The 18,016-nt window shown below is 27.9% G+C and carries 24 protein-coding genes; 15 read left to right on the top strand and 9 right to left on the bottom strand.

Features of this window, described 5'->3' with window-relative positions; all coding sequences use genetic code 11:
- The 3 genes from ACTT90_RS06925 to ACTT90_RS06915 all read right to left on the bottom strand — a co-directional run.
- On the bottom strand, positions 1-218 hold a 218-nt coding region (locus tag ACTT90_RS06925), incomplete at its 3' end, for a hypothetical protein (protein WP_440938039.1).
- Positions 219-320: 102 nt separating this feature from the next.
- The gene (gene aceA, locus ACTT90_RS06920; protein ID WP_440938038.1) at positions 321-1,595 is read right to left on the bottom strand and encodes an isocitrate lyase; all 1,275 of its coding nucleotides are present in this window, start codon (positions 1,593-1,595) and stop codon (positions 321-323) included.
- Positions 1,596-1,661: 66 nt separating this feature from the next.
- A complete protein-coding gene (locus tag ACTT90_RS06915) occupies positions 1,662-1,823 on the bottom strand; it encodes a hypothetical protein (protein WP_440938037.1) in 162 nt (53 codons plus the stop codon).
- A 112-nt stretch (positions 1,824-1,935) separates the two neighbouring features.
- Here ACTT90_RS06915 and ACTT90_RS06910 point away from each other — a divergent pair, with 112 nt between their 5' ends.
- From ACTT90_RS06910 to ACTT90_RS06875, 8 genes are all read left to right on the top strand, one after another.
- On the top strand, positions 1,936-3,366 hold the full coding sequence (locus ACTT90_RS06910; RefSeq protein WP_440938036.1) for a helix-turn-helix domain-containing protein: 1,431 nt from the start codon (positions 1,936-1,938) through the stop codon (positions 3,364-3,366).
- Positions 3,367-3,528: 162 nt separating this feature from the next.
- Positions 3,529-4,500: a DUF3179 domain-containing protein gene (locus ACTT90_RS06905; RefSeq protein WP_440938035.1), complete on the top strand. Its 972-nt coding sequence runs from the start codon at positions 3,529-3,531 to the stop codon at positions 4,498-4,500.
- Positions 4,501-4,547: 47 nt separating this feature from the next.
- A complete protein-coding gene (locus ACTT90_RS06900) occupies positions 4,548-4,796 on the top strand; it encodes a GNAT family N-acetyltransferase (RefSeq protein ID WP_440938034.1) in 249 nt (82 codons plus the stop codon).
- A 54-nt stretch (positions 4,797-4,850) separates the two neighbouring features.
- A complete protein-coding gene (locus ACTT90_RS06895; RefSeq protein ID WP_440938033.1) occupies positions 4,851-5,198 on the top strand; it encodes a heavy-metal-associated domain-containing protein in 348 nt (115 codons plus the stop codon).
- Positions 5,199-5,429, top strand: coding sequence for a DUF6552 family protein (locus ACTT90_RS06890; protein ID WP_440909338.1), 231 nt, complete (start codon positions 5,199-5,201; stop codon positions 5,427-5,429). It abuts the gene before it with no gap.
- Positions 5,430-5,433: 4 nt separating this feature from the next.
- Positions 5,434-6,891 (top strand): deoxyribodipyrimidine photo-lyase/cryptochrome family protein, encoded by a 1,458-nt coding sequence (locus ACTT90_RS06885; protein ID WP_440938032.1) that lies wholly within the window; start codon positions 5,434-5,436, stop codon positions 6,889-6,891.
- Complete coding sequence (locus ACTT90_RS06880; RefSeq protein ID WP_440938031.1) at positions 6,891-7,283, top strand: DUF4149 domain-containing protein; 393 nt, start codon at positions 6,891-6,893, stop codon at positions 7,281-7,283. The genes ACTT90_RS06885 and ACTT90_RS06880 overlap by 1 nt, the downstream gene beginning before the upstream one ends.
- 38 nt (positions 7,284-7,321) lie before the next feature.
- Positions 7,322-8,461 (top strand): glycine cleavage T C-terminal barrel domain-containing protein, encoded by a 1,140-nt coding sequence (locus ACTT90_RS06875; RefSeq protein WP_440938030.1) that lies wholly within the window; start codon positions 7,322-7,324, stop codon positions 8,459-8,461.
- 4 nt (positions 8,462-8,465) lie between these two features.
- Here the strand turns inward: ACTT90_RS06875 and ACTT90_RS06870 are convergent, their stop codons facing one another.
- Positions 8,466-8,840, bottom strand: a complete 375-nt coding sequence (locus tag ACTT90_RS06870) for a phosphate-starvation-inducible protein PsiE (RefSeq protein WP_440909342.1) — start codon at positions 8,838-8,840, stop codon at positions 8,466-8,468.
- A complete protein-coding gene (locus ACTT90_RS06865; RefSeq protein ID WP_440909343.1) occupies positions 8,837-9,298 on the bottom strand; it encodes a UbiA family prenyltransferase in 462 nt (153 codons plus the stop codon). Before ACTT90_RS06865 ends, ACTT90_RS06870 begins: the two co-directional genes overlap by 4 nt.
- A 72-nt stretch (positions 9,299-9,370) precedes the next feature.
- On the opposite strand from ACTT90_RS06865, the gene ACTT90_RS06860 reads away from it, so the two are divergent.
- The gene (locus ACTT90_RS06860; RefSeq protein WP_440909344.1) at positions 9,371-9,787 is read left to right on the top strand and encodes a carbonic anhydrase; all 417 of its coding nucleotides are present in this window, start codon (positions 9,371-9,373) and stop codon (positions 9,785-9,787) included.
- Here ACTT90_RS06860 and ACTT90_RS06855 read toward each other — a convergent pair whose 3' ends face one another.
- Together ACTT90_RS06855 and ACTT90_RS06850 are read right to left on the bottom strand one after the other, a co-directional pair.
- A complete protein-coding gene (locus ACTT90_RS06855) occupies positions 9,788-12,325 on the bottom strand; it encodes an ABC transporter permease (protein WP_440938029.1) in 2,538 nt (845 codons plus the stop codon).
- Complete coding sequence (locus ACTT90_RS06850) at positions 12,309-12,974, bottom strand: ABC transporter ATP-binding protein (RefSeq protein WP_440938028.1); 666 nt, start codon at positions 12,972-12,974, stop codon at positions 12,309-12,311. The genes ACTT90_RS06855 and ACTT90_RS06850 overlap by 17 nt, the downstream gene beginning before the upstream one ends.
- Between ACTT90_RS06850 and ACTT90_RS06845 the strand changes: the two genes are divergently transcribed.
- Entirely contained in the window at positions 12,973-13,584 is a 612-nt protein-coding gene (locus ACTT90_RS06845) for an arylesterase (RefSeq protein WP_440938027.1), read from the top strand. The two genes, ACTT90_RS06850 and ACTT90_RS06845, sit on opposite strands and share 2 nt — an antisense overlap.
- Positions 13,585-13,586: 2 nt before the next feature.
- A complete protein-coding gene (locus ACTT90_RS06840) occupies positions 13,587-14,276 on the top strand; it encodes an ion transporter (RefSeq protein WP_440938026.1) in 690 nt (229 codons plus the stop codon).
- Between the two features lie 45 nt (positions 14,277-14,321).
- Here ACTT90_RS06840 and ACTT90_RS06835 read toward each other — a convergent pair whose 3' ends face one another.
- Complete coding sequence (locus tag ACTT90_RS06835; RefSeq protein WP_440938025.1) at positions 14,322-15,380, bottom strand: homocysteine S-methyltransferase family protein; 1,059 nt, start codon at positions 15,378-15,380, stop codon at positions 14,322-14,324.
- Between the two features lie 162 nt (positions 15,381-15,542).
- Here ACTT90_RS06835 and ACTT90_RS06830 point away from each other — a divergent pair, with 162 nt between their 5' ends.
- From ACTT90_RS06830 to ACTT90_RS06815, 4 genes are read left to right on the top strand one after another with little or no spacing between them, the layout of a single operon-like run.
- On the top strand, positions 15,543-16,007 hold the full coding sequence (locus tag ACTT90_RS06830; RefSeq protein ID WP_440938024.1) for a hypothetical protein: 465 nt from the start codon (positions 15,543-15,545) through the stop codon (positions 16,005-16,007).
- A gap of 2 nt (positions 16,008-16,009) precedes the next feature.
- Positions 16,010-16,735: a pilin gene (locus ACTT90_RS06825; protein WP_440938023.1), complete on the top strand. Its 726-nt coding sequence runs from the start codon at positions 16,010-16,012 to the stop codon at positions 16,733-16,735.
- A gap of 3 nt (positions 16,736-16,738) precedes the next feature.
- Entirely contained in the window at positions 16,739-16,855 is a 117-nt protein-coding gene (gene cutA / locus ACTT90_RS06820; RefSeq protein ID WP_440938040.1) for a divalent cation tolerance protein CutA, read from the top strand.
- 41 nt (positions 16,856-16,896) lie between these two features.
- Positions 16,897-17,145, top strand: a complete 249-nt coding sequence (locus tag ACTT90_RS06815; RefSeq protein ID WP_440938022.1) for an SOS response-associated peptidase family protein — start codon at positions 16,897-16,899, stop codon at positions 17,143-17,145.
- Between the two features lie 8 nt (positions 17,146-17,153).
- On the opposite strand, the gene ACTT90_RS06810 is transcribed toward ACTT90_RS06815, so the two are convergent.
- Positions 17,154-18,016, bottom strand: an 863-nt coding sequence (locus ACTT90_RS06810) for an O-antigen ligase family protein (protein ID WP_440938021.1), incomplete at its 5' end; no start/stop codon positions are given.

The following is an 18,016-nucleotide window of genomic DNA, read 5'->3' as shown; positions in this document are numbered from 1 at the left end:
GATAAATTTAAAACATAAAGAAAAAAATTATTTTTAAGAGATGAGGGTGAGTCTTTAATTCCTTCATAATTAATATAAAAATTAAATATAATTTCTACGTAATGAATATGCCCTCCGAATTCTCTTTTTATCCAGAGAGTAAAAAGTAGTATAAAATAAATTAAGTATATTAATAAAAAATTTAATTTATTATTTTTTAATAATTCTAAAAATTTCATTAATTTAAGATTTATTGCATTTCTTTTTATTAATACATAAAAAAAGGCCCACTTTAATATTAAAGTGGGCCTTAAAAACTTAGAAAGGGGAAAGTTTAGTTTTTAAAATTGTTCTTCTTCAGTAGAACCTGACATTGCTGTTGTTGAACTTTGTCCGCTACTGATTGTGTTTGAAACTGCATCAAAATATGATGTACCAACTTCTCTTTGATGTTTAACACTTGTGTAACCATCTTTTTCTCTAGCAAATTCCTGTTGTTGTATTCTAGAGTAAGCAGTCATACCTTCCGTTTTATATTTTTCTGCTAGTTCAAATATTGCAATATTTTGAGTATGAAATCCTGCAAGAGTAATAAATTGGAATTTGTATCCCATTTTTCCAATTTCTTGTTGGAATGTAGCAATCTCTGCATCAGATAAATGTTTCTTCCAATTAAATGATGGAGAGCAATTATATGCTAATAATTTTCCAGGATATTTTGCATGAATTGCATCTGCAAATTTTTTAGCTTCTTCAAGATTAGGAGTTGCTGTTTCACACCATATTAAATCTGCATACGGTGCATAAGCAAGTCCTCTTGATATAGCTTGATCAATACCATGTTTTACATAATAAAATCCTTCTGGAGATCTTTCTCCTGTTAAGAAAGGTTTGTCATTTTCATCATGATCATTAGTGATTAGTTTTGCAGCATTTGCATCTGTTCTTGCTAATATGATCAACGGTACATCAGCAATGTCAGCAGCTAATCTTGCAGCTTTTAAGTTTTTAACCATTGTTCCTGTTGGAACTAATACTTTACCACCCATGTGACCACATTTTTTCTCACTAGCTAACTGATCTTCAAAGTGAACTCCAGCAGCACCTGCTTTGATAAATTTTTTAGCAAGTTCAAAAACATTTAATGGACCACCAAATCCTGCTTCGCCATCAGCAATAATTGGTAACATATAATCAACTTTATTTTCTTTTTTCATGTCACCATCTTGAATTTCCATATGTTGGATTTGATCTGCTCTAATAAGAGCATTATTCATGGACTCGACTAATTTTGGAGCACTGTCATAGGGATATAGAGATTGATCAGGATACATTTCACCAGCACTATTTGCATCTGCAGCTACTTGCCATCCACTTAAATAAATTGCTTTTAATCCTGCTTTTGCATGCTGAACTGCATGATTTCCAGATAAAGATCCTAGAGTATTAACATAAGGTTCAGAATTTAATAAATTCCATAATTTTTGAGATTGGTGTTTACACATTGAGTATTCAATTTTAATTGAACCTCTTAATCTCTCAACCTCCTCAGGTGAATAATCTCTTTGTATACCGGCAAATCTTTTTAGATCATATGATACATTCTCTGCACTCATTAGGGCTATCCTATCTGTTAGTTGTTAAAAAATTTGTTTTTGAAAATTACTTAAAGGGGGTTACGATTACTTAGCTTCTTGGTCTTTGCTAGTAAGGTCGTTAATTCCACTTGAACCCCAATCGCAATGATCATCTCTCATGTAGATACCTTTGTTTTGGTGATGAGTATGTTCTTCTGCTTTAACGATTTGGTTCGTATTTTCAGTGTTATTTAATTTTGTGCTCATATAAACCTTATAATTTACAAAATTTACAAATTAAAGATAAATCAACAAAAACCCTTGTAAATCAGCAAAAAATTTTGTAAAAATAAATTTACAAAATTTACAAATAGTAAAAATGAGTCAATTTGATTTAAAAATAGGACCAAAAATCAAGTCTTTTAGAAGACAAATGGGATTACAAGCTAACAAATTAGCTGAAGATTTAGATATTTCTCCAAGTTATTTAAATTTAATTGAAAGCGGAAAAAGAAAAATTGATGGGGATTTACTATTAAAAGTATGTGAGATTCTTAACATTCAATTATCCGACCTCACATCTAAAGCAGATGTTAATCTACAAAACACAGTTTCAGAAATTTTAGATGACAGTCTTTTTGAAGATTTAGATATTTTAGGACCAGAAGTAAAAGATTTAGTAAGCACAAATCCAAAAATTGGAAAAGCAATAGTTAGACTTGGAGATATTTTAAAAAAGAAAGATCATGAATTAATTAATAAAATAGAAAAGATATCTGGAAAAATTGTAGATAATAGAAAAAACTCTTTTCCAGGAGAGGTTATTTCAGATTTTATTCAGGATAATAAAAATTATTTTCCAAAATTAGAAGAATTTGCAAACAAAGTTTTTGCTAAAGTTCAAAAAAATAATAGGACTAGATATATAGCTTTATGTGATTATTTAAAAAAAGAATATTCAATCACAGTTAAAGATGTAATACCAACCGAAGATAAACCTTTTTCAAAAATTTATTTAAAAAATAAAAAAGAATTATTACTAAGTGATTATAGTTCATTAGAAACTAAAAAATTACATGCAGCAGCTCAAATAGCTCAAGAGGGCGCTAGTAAAGAAATTGATGAGTATTTAGCAAGATTTAAATTTCCAAGTGAAGAATCTAAGAGATTATCAAAAGTAGCTTTATTAAATTACAGTGGTGCTGCAATTTTAATGCCTTACAAATTGTTTCATGCAGAATGTAAAAAGTTAAAATATGATTTAGAGTTATTACAAAATACTTTTGCAACTTCTTTTGAACAAGTAGCGCATAGAGTAACTTGTTTGCAAGATCCAAAGTTACCAGGCATTCCATTTCATATGTTAAGAGTTGATATGGCAGGAAATATTTCAAAGAGATTTTCATTATCAGGAATTGAAATTCCAAGATATGGTGGTGCTTGTCCAAGATGGAATGTGTATTCAGCTTTTACAAGACCTGGTGTAATTCAAGCAGCTGTAAGTAAAATGACTAATGGAGAAAAATATGTTTGTATTGCAAGAACAGTAGAAAAGGGTGTTGGAAGATTTGGTCAGGCAAGAAGTATTTTATCAATAGGTTTAGGCTGTGATGCAAAGTATGCAAAAGATTTTGTTTATACAGAAAATGCAAATGTTAATGACAAATCAACTGAAATACCAATAGGAGTATCTTGTAGAACATGTGATAGATTAGATTGTTCTCAAAGAGCTTTTCCACCGTTGCATAAAAAATTTGATGTAGATATAAATACAAGAGGTGTATCAATATACGTAAACGATAATGATTAAATTTATAATTCCAGCTGTAATAGTTTTTCTCATTGTTTTATTTTGGGAAAAAATAAATGAATTTATCTATAAAAAATTTAACGTTAAGATTAATTATATAGCTGTAATTATTTTTTTATTAGTTTTAGGAATTATTTTAGCTTTGTTATATTACTAAGATAAATGAAAAAAATTATCTTAGTTATTTTGTTACTTTTTAATAATAGTTTCTCATTTGCATTTGATTTAAAAAAAACAAAATCTGAGTTTCCAAAGAATGACTTTCAAAATAAAACTATCTTTTTAGATGAGATAATTTCAGGAGGCCCACCTAGAGACGGAATACCTCCAATTGATAATCCTAAGTTTAAGAAAATGGATATTAGCATGGGTCCAAATGAACCTGTCATCTATTTAGAGATAAATAATGATGCTAAAATATATCCAATTAGAATTTTAACTTGGCACGAAATAGTTAATGATGAAGTTGGTGGAGTACCAGTTTCTGTCACATATTGTCCATTATGTAACGCTTCAATAGTGTTTGATCGCAGATTTGAGGATAAGATTTTAGATTTTGGTACATCTGGAAGATTGAGAAAATCAGATTTAATAATGTATGACAGACAAACTGAAACATGGTGGCAACAATTTACCGGTGAAGGAATTGTCGGTGAATTAGCTGGTAAAAAATTAGAAAAAATACCAGCTTTAATTGTCTCTTTTAAGAAAGCTTTAGATATTGCTAAAAAAAATGGATACGAGATTAAGATATTAAAAGGTAACGCAGCTAGAAGATATGGGGACAATCCATATGTAGGTTATGATAAGTCGGGGTTTCCATTTCTTTATAGTGGTGGCTTACCTAAAGACATAAATCCAATGGATTATGTAATTGTTGTTGAAGATATTGCTTATTCATTATCACTAATTCAAAGAGAAAAGATTATTAAACAAAATGGGATTATTATTACTTGGTCAGATGGTCTTAATTCAGCACTTGAAGAAGATAAAATTAAAGAGGGCAGAGATTTAGGTTTTGTCAGAGTTCAAAAAGAGGTCGATGGAATATTACAAGATATTGTTTACGATTATACTTTCGCGTTTGTTTATCATGCTTTTCATGATGGAAAAAAAGTAATTCAAAATAGATAAGACCTTTTGTCTCTTTAAATAACAATATTCCTTATCACATATCCGCCATGTTAAACTTAAACTACGATATAATTGAAACAGATGGTGTTATTACCTTTAAGAATCAAAACACTACTTTAGGTTTTATTAGATATGACAATAGTGGTGAGATTGAATATATATTTGTAAATCCTATTTTTAGAAAAAAAGGTTTAGCAAAAAAGTTACTTAAAATAACTAAGCAAAAACTGGGTAAATCTCTAATACCCCAAGAACCCATAAGTCCTCTTGGAAGAAAATTATTTCATTTAAATTAATTTATTTAAATTTTTTTTGAATGCACTATAAGATCCAAGAATTAAGGAGTATTTATGAAATCATTATTAAAAATTGTATTATTATTTGTAACATTCATTTCTATCCAAACTATTGCAAAAGCTGAACAAGCATTAATAGGAGTTGTTAATGGTATGGTTTGTATCGAATGTCAGAAAAAAGTTGAAGCTGCATTAACTGAAAAAGCTGGAACTAAGGCAACTGTTGATGTTTCTTGGCCAGAGAATGTTGCTGTAGTAAGTTTTGAGGGCACAACTAATTTAACAGAAGCTGATTTTAAAAATGTTGTTGAAGGTGTTGGTTTTACAACTGGTAAAATTGTAAAAGTTGATGAACAAGTAAGAACAGCTGCAGATGGTGTTGTTACACTTAAAAAGTTTTAATTGTTAAAAAACATTAAAACTGTAGATATCGTAAAATGGATTGCTACAGTTATCCAACTAATTGGATATGGTCTTACAGGTTTAGGTCTTTATCCAATTAATGTTGGGTTCTTTGTTGTAGGAATTTTTCTTTGGTTTGCTGTAGGAGTTATGTGGAAAGATAAAGCAATTATGGTTGTTCACATAGGTGCACTAGCATCAATTGTTAGTGGGTATTTATTTAGCAATTAATCTAATGAGAAAAATATTCTGGTTCAGAAATGATTTAAGAATTAATGATAATCAAGCTTTTCAAGAAGCTTGTTCTAATGGTGATGTTTTACCGATATACATATTTGACAAAGATTATTATCTTTTAGATACTTCAAGCTCATTTCATTTAAAATTTATTAAAGATTCATTAGGAGAATTGAATAAAACTTTTAAAGAAAAGTTTAATAATAAAATAAATATTTACTATGGAGATACTTTAGAAATTTTAAAACACTTAACTGATAAATTTAAGATCAATGAAGTTTATTCTAATATCATATTCAAAAATAAATACATAAATGATTTAGATAAAAAATGTTTAGAATTTTTTAATAGTAAAAATATTGACTGGAATTATACAAATCAATTTGGTGTTCAGTTAAATCATCGGCAAAGATATCAATGGGCCAATAATTGGAATTCATTTATCAGTTCTAAAATTATTGAAAAAGAAATCAAATGTAATTTTTTATCAGATGATAATGGTATTGAATATTCATCGGTTAAAACGAATGAAATAAATACTGATTTTATTCAAAAAGGCGGAAGGTCTAATGCTATAGATTTATTAACAACATTTCTTAATTCCAGATCAGAAAATTATCAAAAAGAAATGTCATCTCCAATTACAGGTGAAATTTCATGCTCAAGATTAAGCCCTCATATCACTTATGGAACATTATCTTTAAGAGAAATTTATCAAAAAACATTTGAAAAATTAAAAGAGGATCTTTCTTACAAAGGCAAAAGATCTTTAGTAGCATTTAAAAGTAGACTTGCTTGGCACTGTCATTTTATACAAAAATTATATGATGAACCTGAATTAGAATATAAAAATCTTAATTCTGCTTATGACGGTTTAAGAGAAAATGATTTTAATGAAAATTTTTATAAAGCTTGGAAAGCTGGATATACAGGTTATCCATTTATTGATGCATGCATGAGATATCTTAATAAAACAGGCTGGATAAATTTTAGAATGAGAGCAATGTTAGTATCATTTGCTTCATATCAGTTATGGTTAGATTGGAAAAAAACTTCAAAACATTTGGCAAAAGTATTTACCGATTATGAACCAGGTATTCATTATTCACAATTCCAAATGCAATCAGGAACAACCGGTATAAATTCAATAAGAATTTACAATCCCATTAAGCAATCAATTGATCAAGATCCAACAGGAGAATTTATTAAGAAATGGGTTCCAGAATTAAAAGAAGTACAAGGTAAACTAATTCATGAACCATGGAAGCTTACATATATTGATCAAAAAAGTATAAATTTAGAATTAGGAAAAGATTATCCATTGCCAATTGTAGATAATAAAGTCAGTACAAAAATTGCAAAAGATAAAATTTGGAATGTTAAAAAATCAAGAGATGCTAAAATTATTGCTGATCAAATATTAATTAAACACGCAAGTCTTTCAAGCAGAAGATAATGGAACAGATTAGTACTTATCTATCAGCTGGAATACTTGGAATAATGTTATTCTTTTCATTTGTTATTGCTCCTGTAATTTTTAAATCTTTAGATGAGAAAAATGCCAGAGTTTTTATAAGGAATATCTTTCCATATTATTACTCAGTAAATTTAGGCTTATGTTTAATTGCTATCATTAACTATATTTATTTAGGATTAATTGATTTAGAATTTTATCTGATACTTATTGTTGGAATACTTTTTGCCATTTCAAATTTTATCTTAATGCCTTTGATCAACAAATTTAGAGATACCAATCAAGATAATAAATTCAAATATTTACATGGATTGAGCGTTATTATTAACTTAATTCAGATAGTGATTTTGATATTTTTGTTAATTAAATATTAATTTCTTTTAAGTTTCATTTAAATCTTCTAAAAACACTAATGACAAAAAAAGAATTTGGTTTTGGAACACAGATTAGAAAATCACCATATTTTGATGCAACTGTCAGATGGGGTGCAAAAGATTTTTCGGTATACAATCACATGTATATTCCGAGAGATTTTGGTAGTCCTGAAGAAAATTTTTGGAATTTAATTAATGATGCAATTTTATGTGATGTTGCAGTTGAAAGACAAGTGGAGATAACTGGTCCGGATTCATTCAAATTTATTCAATTACTTACACCAAGAGATCTTACAAAATTATCTGTTGGACAATGTAAATATGTTCTAATTACTAATCATGAGGGTGGAATTTTAAATGATCCCGTACTTTTGAGATTGGCAGAAAATCATTTTTGGTTATCTTTAGGAGATAGCGATATTTTGTTATGGGCACAAGGTGTTGCTGTTAATTCAGGATTGGATGTTAAAATTTCTGAACCTGATGTCTCTCCTTTACAGCTTCAAGGACCTAAATCCGGCAAAATAATACAAACGTTATTTGGTGATAATATTAATGATTTAAAATATTATTGGTTAAGAGAATATGATTTAGATGGAATACCTTTGATTGTATCTAGAACTGGTTGGTCAAGTGAACTTGGATATGAAATTTATTTAAGAGATGGTTCTAAAGGAGATGATTTGTGGGAAAAAATTATGGCAGCTGGAAAAAATTATAATTTAAAACCTGGCCACACGTCTTCAATTAGAAGAATAGAAGGCGCAATGCTTTCTTATCATGCTGATGCAGATATTTATACTAATCCATTTGAGGTTGGATTAGATCGATTAGTAAGTTTTGATACGGACGTTAATTATATTGGTAAAGCAGCCTTAAGAAAAATTAAGGAAGAAGGAATTAAAAGAAAACAAGTAGGACTTATAATTGAATGTGAACCTTTAAAAGGACCTAACACTACTTTTTGGAAAATATTTAAAGATAATAAACAGATTGGTAAAGTTACCTCAGCTGTTTATTCACCAAGATTAAAAAAAAACATTGCATTAGCTATGGTTAATATAGAATATTCAGAAATTGGTACAGAACTTGATGTAAAAATTGGAGATAAGAATTTTAAAACTACTGTTGTTGAAAAACCTTTTTATGATCCAAAAAAGAAAATAGCTTCAAGCTAAGTAATTATTTTTTTTTATTTAATCCTAGTTTAGAACTATGTCTAAATCTCATTACTACTATTGCAATAGCTATTAATAAGATTGCTCCCGCCTCGTACATTAATGATGAAGGATCCATTTCTTTTCCTTGAAGAATGATAAATCTAGATAAAGCTGTTATTGCAATTAATAAAGGTAAAGTAATACTTATTGATTGCTGTTCCCAAAATACTCTTACCATTGCTAAAACTTCTAAATAAAGAAACATCAATAATAAGTCAGCAAGAGTAATATCTTTTAATTGATACATATTAGAAATTTCTAGAAATACTGCAATTACAGTACTAATCAAAATAACTACTAATAATCCAAGCTGTAAGTTTTTAATTAAATCTTTCATTTATCTTTTTTCTTTTTTGTAAATGGTAACCATTTTTCTTCTGCTGTTTTATCAGGACCATCATATTTAATTGTATATGAATTAGTGTTGTTTAAAACCTCAATTCCTTTTGAAAATACAAATATAAAGACAATTACAAAAACAATGATCATTATCTTAAATGGATCATAATTTTTAGCTTTGAAAACACTAGCTGATTGAGCTTCAGCACGATGAAACTGTTTGAAAGTCATATAAACTGCAAATATTAAACCAATGTGTGCAATAAATAATCCTGCCCATCCAAAAGCAAAAGTTGTGTATGAAAAGATATAAAGACTAAAAACTGTTGTCCAAATAAAACTTAAAACTAATAATATTTGCAATCTAACTGATCTTGGTAAAGATCTTAAATCATTTTTGCTATCATCAAATAAGATGTTAGCACTATCAATCATCCAGTTTTTTAATTTTTCCATAGTTAGATTTTAATCATTAATTATTAAATTAATATTAAATAAATTGTTTAAATATGTATAAATTACTTACATATGAGTAAAAAATTTAAAGCAATGGTACTATCTTGTATGGATCCAAGGTTTCAGTCATTAGTTTTTAATTATTTAAATAAAAAAGGTTTAAAAGGAAAATATAGTGCTTTCACTATTGCTGGTGCTGCAGTAGGGGTTACTCATAATAAATTTAAAAGATGGCATACAGCTTTTATTGAAAATTTAGCAACATCCATTGAGCTTCATAAAATTGAAAAATTGATTGTGATTAATCATAGAGATTGCGGAGCAGCAAAAATTGCTAATGGTAAAAAAGAATTTTCTTTAGCAAATGAAAATCACATTCACAAAACTTCCTTTCAATCATTAAAAAAAATTTTAAAGAAAAAATTTCCAAAATTAAAAGTTGATTTTAATTTGATGGGCTTAGATAAAAAAGTTCAAAAGTTTAAATAACTATTGATTTCTTATCATTGGGTAAACTTTAGGACTTAAATATTTTAAGTTTGTAAGAAGAATTAGTAATAATGTTACTGATCCAATTGAAAAACCAAGATAAATCAAAACTTTAAAATCAAATTGCCAAACAAGTTCAAATATTTTTTCCATTATAAATTTTGAGCCTATGACTGCAAAAAATATAGCTATTAATATTACTGACTTAAATATAATTAAAAATTCAATTAATGATGAGAGCACCACTTCCTTCTTTGAAAAACCTAAAATTTTAAATACTAAGTTTTGATATTCTTTTACTTTTCCTTGCACCATGATTGCACTTGAGATGACTATAAGCCCAATTACAATTGTTACAGAAGATATCAATGTTACAGCAATAAATACCTTATTTAATACTGCGGTTACTTTATTTAAGTAATCTGCAATTTTAATCATGGACAAACTAGGCAAAACCTCAAGCATGTTTGTTTCATCAAATTTATTTACATCATTAAATTTAGCTGTAGCTAAATATTCATGAGGGATGTTGTTTGCAAATTGAGGATTGAATAACATTGCAAAATTGATACTTAGATCTCTATAATCAACCGCTCTAAAATTAACTACTGTTCCATCAATTTCTCTTCCATAAATATTTAAAGTAAAGACATCCCCAAGCTTGATATTGAAATCTTTAGCTACTTTTGCATCTAAAGATATCTGAAGTTCATCAGGTTTTGATAAATCCCACCATTCACCAGCTGTTAACGGATTATCTTCTGGAACATCATCTTTCCATGATGATCTTCTCTCACTTTCAATTACCCAATGACTATCATTATCTGGAGTAATATAAGTACTTGGGTTTATGCCATTAATTTTTGAAATTCCTGAAGAAACCATTGGTACAATTTCAATATTGGCATTTGGATCCATATTTAAAATACCATTTTCAAATTTTTCTTTTTCACCTTTTTGAATACCTACAAAGAAATAATCAGGTGCAATATCAGGTATAGATTTTGCGATTTCTCTTTTAAAATTTGTTCCAACTAAAGCTAAAGTTAATAACAAAGTAACACCTAAACCAAGAGACATAATTGTAATTGGTGTAATACTTTTTGAATGAGTAATATTTTTAATTGATACTTTTAATGAAATATTTGATTTTCCTTTTAGTTTTTTCAAAAAGAAAATGATTAATTTAGATAGTAGAAAGAAAATTATTAAGCACACAAAAAATGCCCCAAAATATCCTAAGCTATAAGAAGGTCTTTCTGAACCAACTGTAAAAATTAGTACCAAAATTGATAATAACACAAAACTTAAAGCAACTGACTTTTTTGAATAATAAAATTGCAAATTTTGAAATACATTTCTAAATAAATTAGAGGCTTTTACTTGGTCAATCGAGCTTATAGTTGGGATAGAAAATATAATTAGCACTAATAATCCAACTAAAAATATTTTTACAAAATTTATGATTGAGAAAATAGGTTTTACATTTAATCCTAAACCTTCTGATAAATAATGGTCAACAATGGGTACTATAAAAAAACTAAATCCATAAGCAAAAACAGTTATTACAAACAATAAAATAAGTAATTGAAAATAATATAAAGTTTTAATATTTGATGAGTAAAAACCAACTGCTTTTCTAACAGCAATGGACATGTTGTTTTGGTTAATAAATGAAAGAAGAGTATTAGCTATTCCAATACCCGCAATTAACATAGCACTAATTGAAACTAAAGATAAAAACTGAGAAAAATTATTGATAATTCTCTTTAATCCACTTGCAGAATTTTCTGGGTAACGAATTTTTACTTTTTCATCATCTTTAAAGATTGTCTCAATTCTTTTTTCAAGTTGATCAATATTATCTCCTTCATTAAATTTAACTTTGTATTCATAGTTTAAAAAGCTTCCAATACCATTGAGCTTTAATATTTCTAAAGTTTGTTTTCCAGCTAATGCCCAATCACCAAATGCAACAAAACCACTTACATCAGGAACTGATTTTACAATTCCAATAATTGTAAATAACTGATCTTGTACTTTTATTTTCTCATTAATCTTTAGATTTAAATTTTTTGATAAACTTTCATTAATTAAAATAGTATTTGGTTCAGTTTGCATTCTTTCATAAGCGCCAGCTGGCTCATATAAAACTTCACCATATAAAGGATATTTTTCATCAACTGTTTTTATTCTCGTAAATAAAGATTTATTTTTTTCTCTATCAATTGTTGAGATCATTGTAGAAAACTCAATCATTTGAGAAACAGTTGCAAAATCTTTTAGCTGATTAACTAAATCAAGATTTCCTTGATTACGATTATAATCAATTTCAATATCTCCACCTAATAAAGCTTTAGCATTATCGTTTAATTCCTTTTTTAAACTGTCTTCAATTGTAAAAATTGCACTTAGAATAAATAAACTAATGAAAAGAGTAATAATGATACTAGATATTTTTTTATAATTTCTGCTTAAATCTTTTAAAGCATACTTAAAAATAAGATTAAACTCAGATGAATTATTTGATCTTTCCATCTTTAATCTTAATTTTTCTTTTTGCTTTATTAGCAAGTTTAGGGTCATGTGTTACCATGATTAAAGAAGAGCCTTCTTCTTTAACGTATTTAAATAAAATATCTGAAATCATTAATGAGTTTTCAGTATCCAAGTTACCCGTTGGTTCATCTGCTAAAATTAACTCTGGCTTCATAGCAATTGCTCTTGCTATAGCGACCCTTTGCTGTTCCCCACCAGATAATTGGCTAGGTAAATTGTTAAATCTATGACTTAAGCCAAATCTATCTAATAATTTTTTTGCCTCTTTTTCAGGATTATTAAATTTATTTAATTCTAATGTTAAAGCTACATTCTCTACAGCTGTATAATTAGGAATTAAGTAAAATGATTGAAAAATAATTCCAATATGTTTCTTTCTAATTTCGGATACCTCATCTTCATTTAATTTAGTAATGTCCTGATCTTGAAAAAATATTTTACCTGATGTTGCTTTTTCAAGACCGCCAATAAGCATAATTAAACTTGTTTTTCCTGATCCACTTTCACCAACTATTGAAATTGTTTCCTTTTTCTTAGTTATAAGATCAATATTTTTGAGCACATTAATGCTATCTTTACCTGTTTGGTATTTGAGATTTACTTTTTTTAATTTAAGAAGTGTGCTCATGAAAAAATTTTTTATTTATAATTTACTGATACTTTCTTTACTGACCTTTAAGGTATCTGCAATAGAAAAAGTCATTTTATTTGGTGATAGTTTAATGGCAGGATACGGTTTACCTAAAGAACACCATTTATCATTAGTTTTAGAAAATAATTTAACACAACAAGGCTTTGAAATTGAAATTATTAATGGCAGTGTATCTGGTAGCACATCCTCTGGAGGTTTAAATAGAGCGGAGTGGAGTTTATCAGAGCCTGGAATTGATCTTATGATTTTAGGACTTGGTGCAAACGATATGCTTAGAGGAATTCAGCCTAATGAAACACAACAAAATCTTGATCAAATCATTCAAATAGCAAAAGATAAAAATATTAAAGTAATTATAGCAGGAATGATTGCTCCAACAACTCACGGTGAAACTTACAAAAATAATTTTGATACAATTTATCCAAATTTAGCAAAAAAATATAATTTACCTCTAATTCCATTTTTACTTGAGGGAATTGCTCTTAATCCAAAGTTAAATCAACAAGATGGCATTCATCCTAATAAAGATGGTACAATAGTAATGAGTAAAACTTTGCAAAAAAGTATTATCAATAATATTAAATAAATATGAATGGAGCTTTATATAAAATAAAAGAAAGTAGAATTTTTCAATTTGTTGTAATTTCAATTATCATTTTAAATGCAATAACAATTGGAGTTAACACTTATGATTTAAGTGATTTAACTAAAAAATTAATAAACTATCTTGATTATTCAATTACAGTTTTTTTTGTTATAGAAATTATTATTAGATTTATTGGCGAACCTAATAAAAAAGATTTTTTTAAAAGTGGATGGAATATATTTGACTCAACAATTGTAATAATTTCTCTCATTCCAATCCCTAATAATTCTAGCTTTTTACTTTTAAGATTACTTAGAGTATTCAGAGTTTTAAGGATTATTTCAGTAATACCAGAACTTAAAAAGATAATTGAGGCTTTACTAAACTCTGTAAAAAGAGTGTTTTATGTTTCACTTCTTCTATTCATCATTCTCTATATATACGCAACTATTGGATCAATTTTATTTAGCGAAGATATTCCAGAACGTTGGAGTGATCTAGGTGTTTCAATGATTACTTTATTTCAAGTTTTAACACTATCTAGCTGGGAACAAGTAATGTTGCCTTTACAAGATATATATTGGTGGGCTTGGATTTATTTCTTTAGTTTTATAATTATTTGTGGAATTACAATGCTAAACTTATTAATTGCTGTCTTAGTAGATGTTGTGATTAATCAAAAGAAATTATAATTGCTAAGCGTAACTAATTAAAGCTACGCTTAACATAAAATATTTTTAAGCTTTATTTCCGTAATCAGTCATGTGTTTAGGAATTCTTTTATTTTTCCCATACATAAAATGATTTTCCATATTCTCTCTGTATTTACTTGCAGGAACTTTTAATCCAACTGCCTCAGCTGTTTCTCTGATCAACATTGGATTAGCACCACAACAAACACCAAGATAATTTATCTTCATATCATAAGCATCTTTTGCAAATTGCCCAATTTCATATCTATTACAAAACATTGGATCTAATGCAGTTGGAAATGTTCTTCCATGAGGAGAAGGACATTTGCAGTTATCATAATCTGGAAGATTAAAAAAAGTAGGGTGAGCATCACTTGTTCTATAGGGAATTGGAAGCGCACCTACATGACATTTAACTGCTGCTCTTACCTCTTTTAAGTAAGGCATCATCGTTTCTGGTCCTCTAAAACAATTTAGACCAACTACATCAGCACCACGTTGTTCCAACTCTTTACAAGTATCAACAACTGACATGCCATCCCTCATTTTATTTTCACCCATTGGAGAAATAGTTAGAACTGTTGGAAGACCTGACTTTTTCATTATCTCTAAAGCTTTAAAAGCTTCTTCTGCATAATAAAAAGTTTCACCAATTAACATATCAGCGCCTTCATCAACTGCCCAACCAATCATTTCAGAAAACATTTTCTCAACTTCTAACTGAGCTTGTTTATCGTTTTCTTTCCAAATGTTTGAGTTTGAAATGTTTCCAGCCATTAAGTTTGGAGCCATTCCCTCAGGCGTATCCATTGCAACTTTTTTAGCAATTTTTAATGCTGATCTATTTAATGGCTCAAGCAACTCTTCTTTACCGATCACTCTCATTTTTTCTCTGTGACCATTGTAAGTAAAAGCCTCCACCACATCAGAACCAGCGTGTTGGAATTCTCTATGAAGATTTTCAAGAACATGTGGATGATCCAAAGATACCATCGGCACAAATTCTCCAGAGGCCATATAACCTCTCCTTTCAATCTCAAATAAAAAACCTTCAGCACAAATAACAGGTCCTTTGTTTAAACGATCTACTAATTTATTAGACATATACATTTATCCTTTCTTATAACTTCAGCGGCAAATTTTGAGATGTCGCTTTAGCGTATTTTTTTAAGCGCCAGCAATTTGTTTTAAATCAGCGCTACCAGATTCTTATCAAATAATTGAATTTTTTTAAATAGAAATTGATATAAGATTAAAATATTTTTTATGAAGAAAATTTTAATATTATTAATAATTATATTATCTAATTCAAACTTAGCTATTGCTAGCAATACCAATATCAAATTTGATGTTGATATTTTAATGAACTGTAAATTTGAAAGAGTAATTATAAATAATTCTGAATATAATTACGAAACCTTACTACCAGATCAAATTAAAAGAAAAGATCTTAAAAATTTAAGATTTATCTCGAAAAAACCAGATTCTTTAAAAGTTAAAAATCTTTCAAAATTTATTAATAAAACTGATCTTGATTTAAAGATTGTAAATAAAGACATTATTTTAATTAGAGCTTTAGATAAAAAGAAGAAATATTCCGAGTCAGCTGTGTTTACAAAAAAAACTGGTGAGTTCATCCATGAGATTACAAGAAATATTGATGCACAAGAAAAAGAGAAAGAAAAAGATATTGCCTTTTATAAATGCACAACTATAAATGATAATATTTAATCATGAAAAATTTACAAAAAGGGTTTTCACTTGTTGAACTATTAGTTGTTGTAGCAATTATTGGTGTATTAGCTGGTGTAGGAATTGTTGGTTATGACACTTATGTGGATAACACTAGAAAGAAAGTTTTAGAGCAAAATTGGATAACTGTTATTAAAGCAATGGAATTTGAACAAATAGTTGCCGAAAATAGTTTAGGATCTGCAATTAAAGAAAAAGATAAAGATGGAAACTGGATTGATGAGGATGGAGATCCAACTTCTAATGAAGGTGAAGCAAGAACAATTACTGGAGAAACTCCTTGTTTAAATTTTTTACATTCTATCAAAGAACACTTTAGTCATTTTAAAAACCCATTTATTAAAGGAGATTTAGGATTAACCAAAGTATCGATTACTGTAGATACAGAGGGTCAAGCAAATCATAAAGCAGGGCAAATACATTTAACCTGTTATAAACATAGTGGTGGTTTTGGTTATGGTTCTGGCTGCCCAATTCCAAAAGCTCGTTTTCATTCGATTGTGTACTTTAAGGATAAAGGTAGATGGCACTATGGCGATGGTAGCTGTAATGGAGCTCCTAATAATGATGAGTGTAATAAAGTAAAAACCTTTGGTGGTGCTTATTTTTCAAATGCTGCTGATGCACAAACTGATTGCTCATGGAATTCGGTGAGTCATGGAGCATGGTATGTTACAAATAACATAAATACAGACGCCAACTACTAAGCAATAAAAATTAAATTTATTAAGGCTAATCATTCTTATGAATGTCCAGCTATTACAGCATTTCCAATATCATATACCCACAAAGTATTTCAAAAATGGGTTATAGATCAAACAAAATAAACAGTTTAAATTTAATTTATAAATACTTACATTAAAAATATGTGTGTAAGAATGGTAACACTTTAGAAAATCTCAAATGGGGCATTGTTCCAAGTTGGGCTAAACAAAAAGATTTCAAAGCTTTAACAAATGCAAGACTTGAGACAATAGATGAAAAAGTTTCATTTAAAAAATTAATTCAACTTCATAGATGCGTTGCAGTTGCAGATGGTTTTTATGAGTGGAAAAGGGAAGAGAAAGAAAAAGATATATCATTTTATAAATGTCAGATTATTAATTATAAAACTTAATGAAAAAGTTATTTATTTTTTTTCATTATCTCAGCCGACAATAAACTAAAAGATAATACTAAATAAAATGATGTAATAGGGTGATAATAACTTCCGTCAACAAGACCATGAATTGACAAAGCTATTATATTTAAACCAGGTATTAAAATTATTTTTTTTTTTTCAAATACCAGGCATTTTATTGAAGAGTAAAAAAGCCCACCTAATAATGATAATAAAAGAAATGTACCAACTGAACCCCATTCTACTAAAAATTGGATAATTAGATTATGAGGGTGAGAATAAAAAGCAAATATAGGATAGCCTGTTTGATGTTTCTCATTTAAAGCTGAAATTACAAATCCATTAGATCCTAAACCAAAAAATAAATTTTCTTTAAAAATTTCAAATCCATATTTCCATTGTTCGATCCTGTCATCAAAGGAAAATTTATCTGCCCTTAAAACTTCAAAACTATGATTATAGTTCATAATGTCATTTGAATTTATTTTACTTAGATAAAAAGAAAATTCTTTTATTAAAAAACTTAAAAATAAAGAAAAAAGAAATACAAATAATATTTTTACAATTTTTTCTCTTAAAAATTTTAAGATTATAAGTAAAAAAAGGAAAGTTATGAATAGAGAAATTAAACTCCCTCTATTTCCTAGCAATATAGTTATTGATAGAAAAATAGGTAAAAGAAATATCAATTTAGAAAAATTTCTTTGAGCATTTACTTGATCTGCAATTGAAAAACATATTATAAAAGTCATATATAATCCAAGTTGCCTAGTATTACCAAAGAATAAAGTCATTTTTCCTTCTGAACTTATTCCAAAATTAATAATGTAAATTAAAATAATATAAAGAGAAATTATTAATCCAGATA

It is taken from the genome of Candidatus Pelagibacter sp. (genome assembly GCF_052049935.1).
Taxonomy (GTDB): domain Bacteria; phylum Pseudomonadota; class Alphaproteobacteria; order Pelagibacterales; family Pelagibacteraceae; genus Pelagibacter.
The sequence above is the reverse complement of the archived record's forward strand: the minus strand, read 5'-3'. Positions and strand labels throughout refer to the sequence as shown.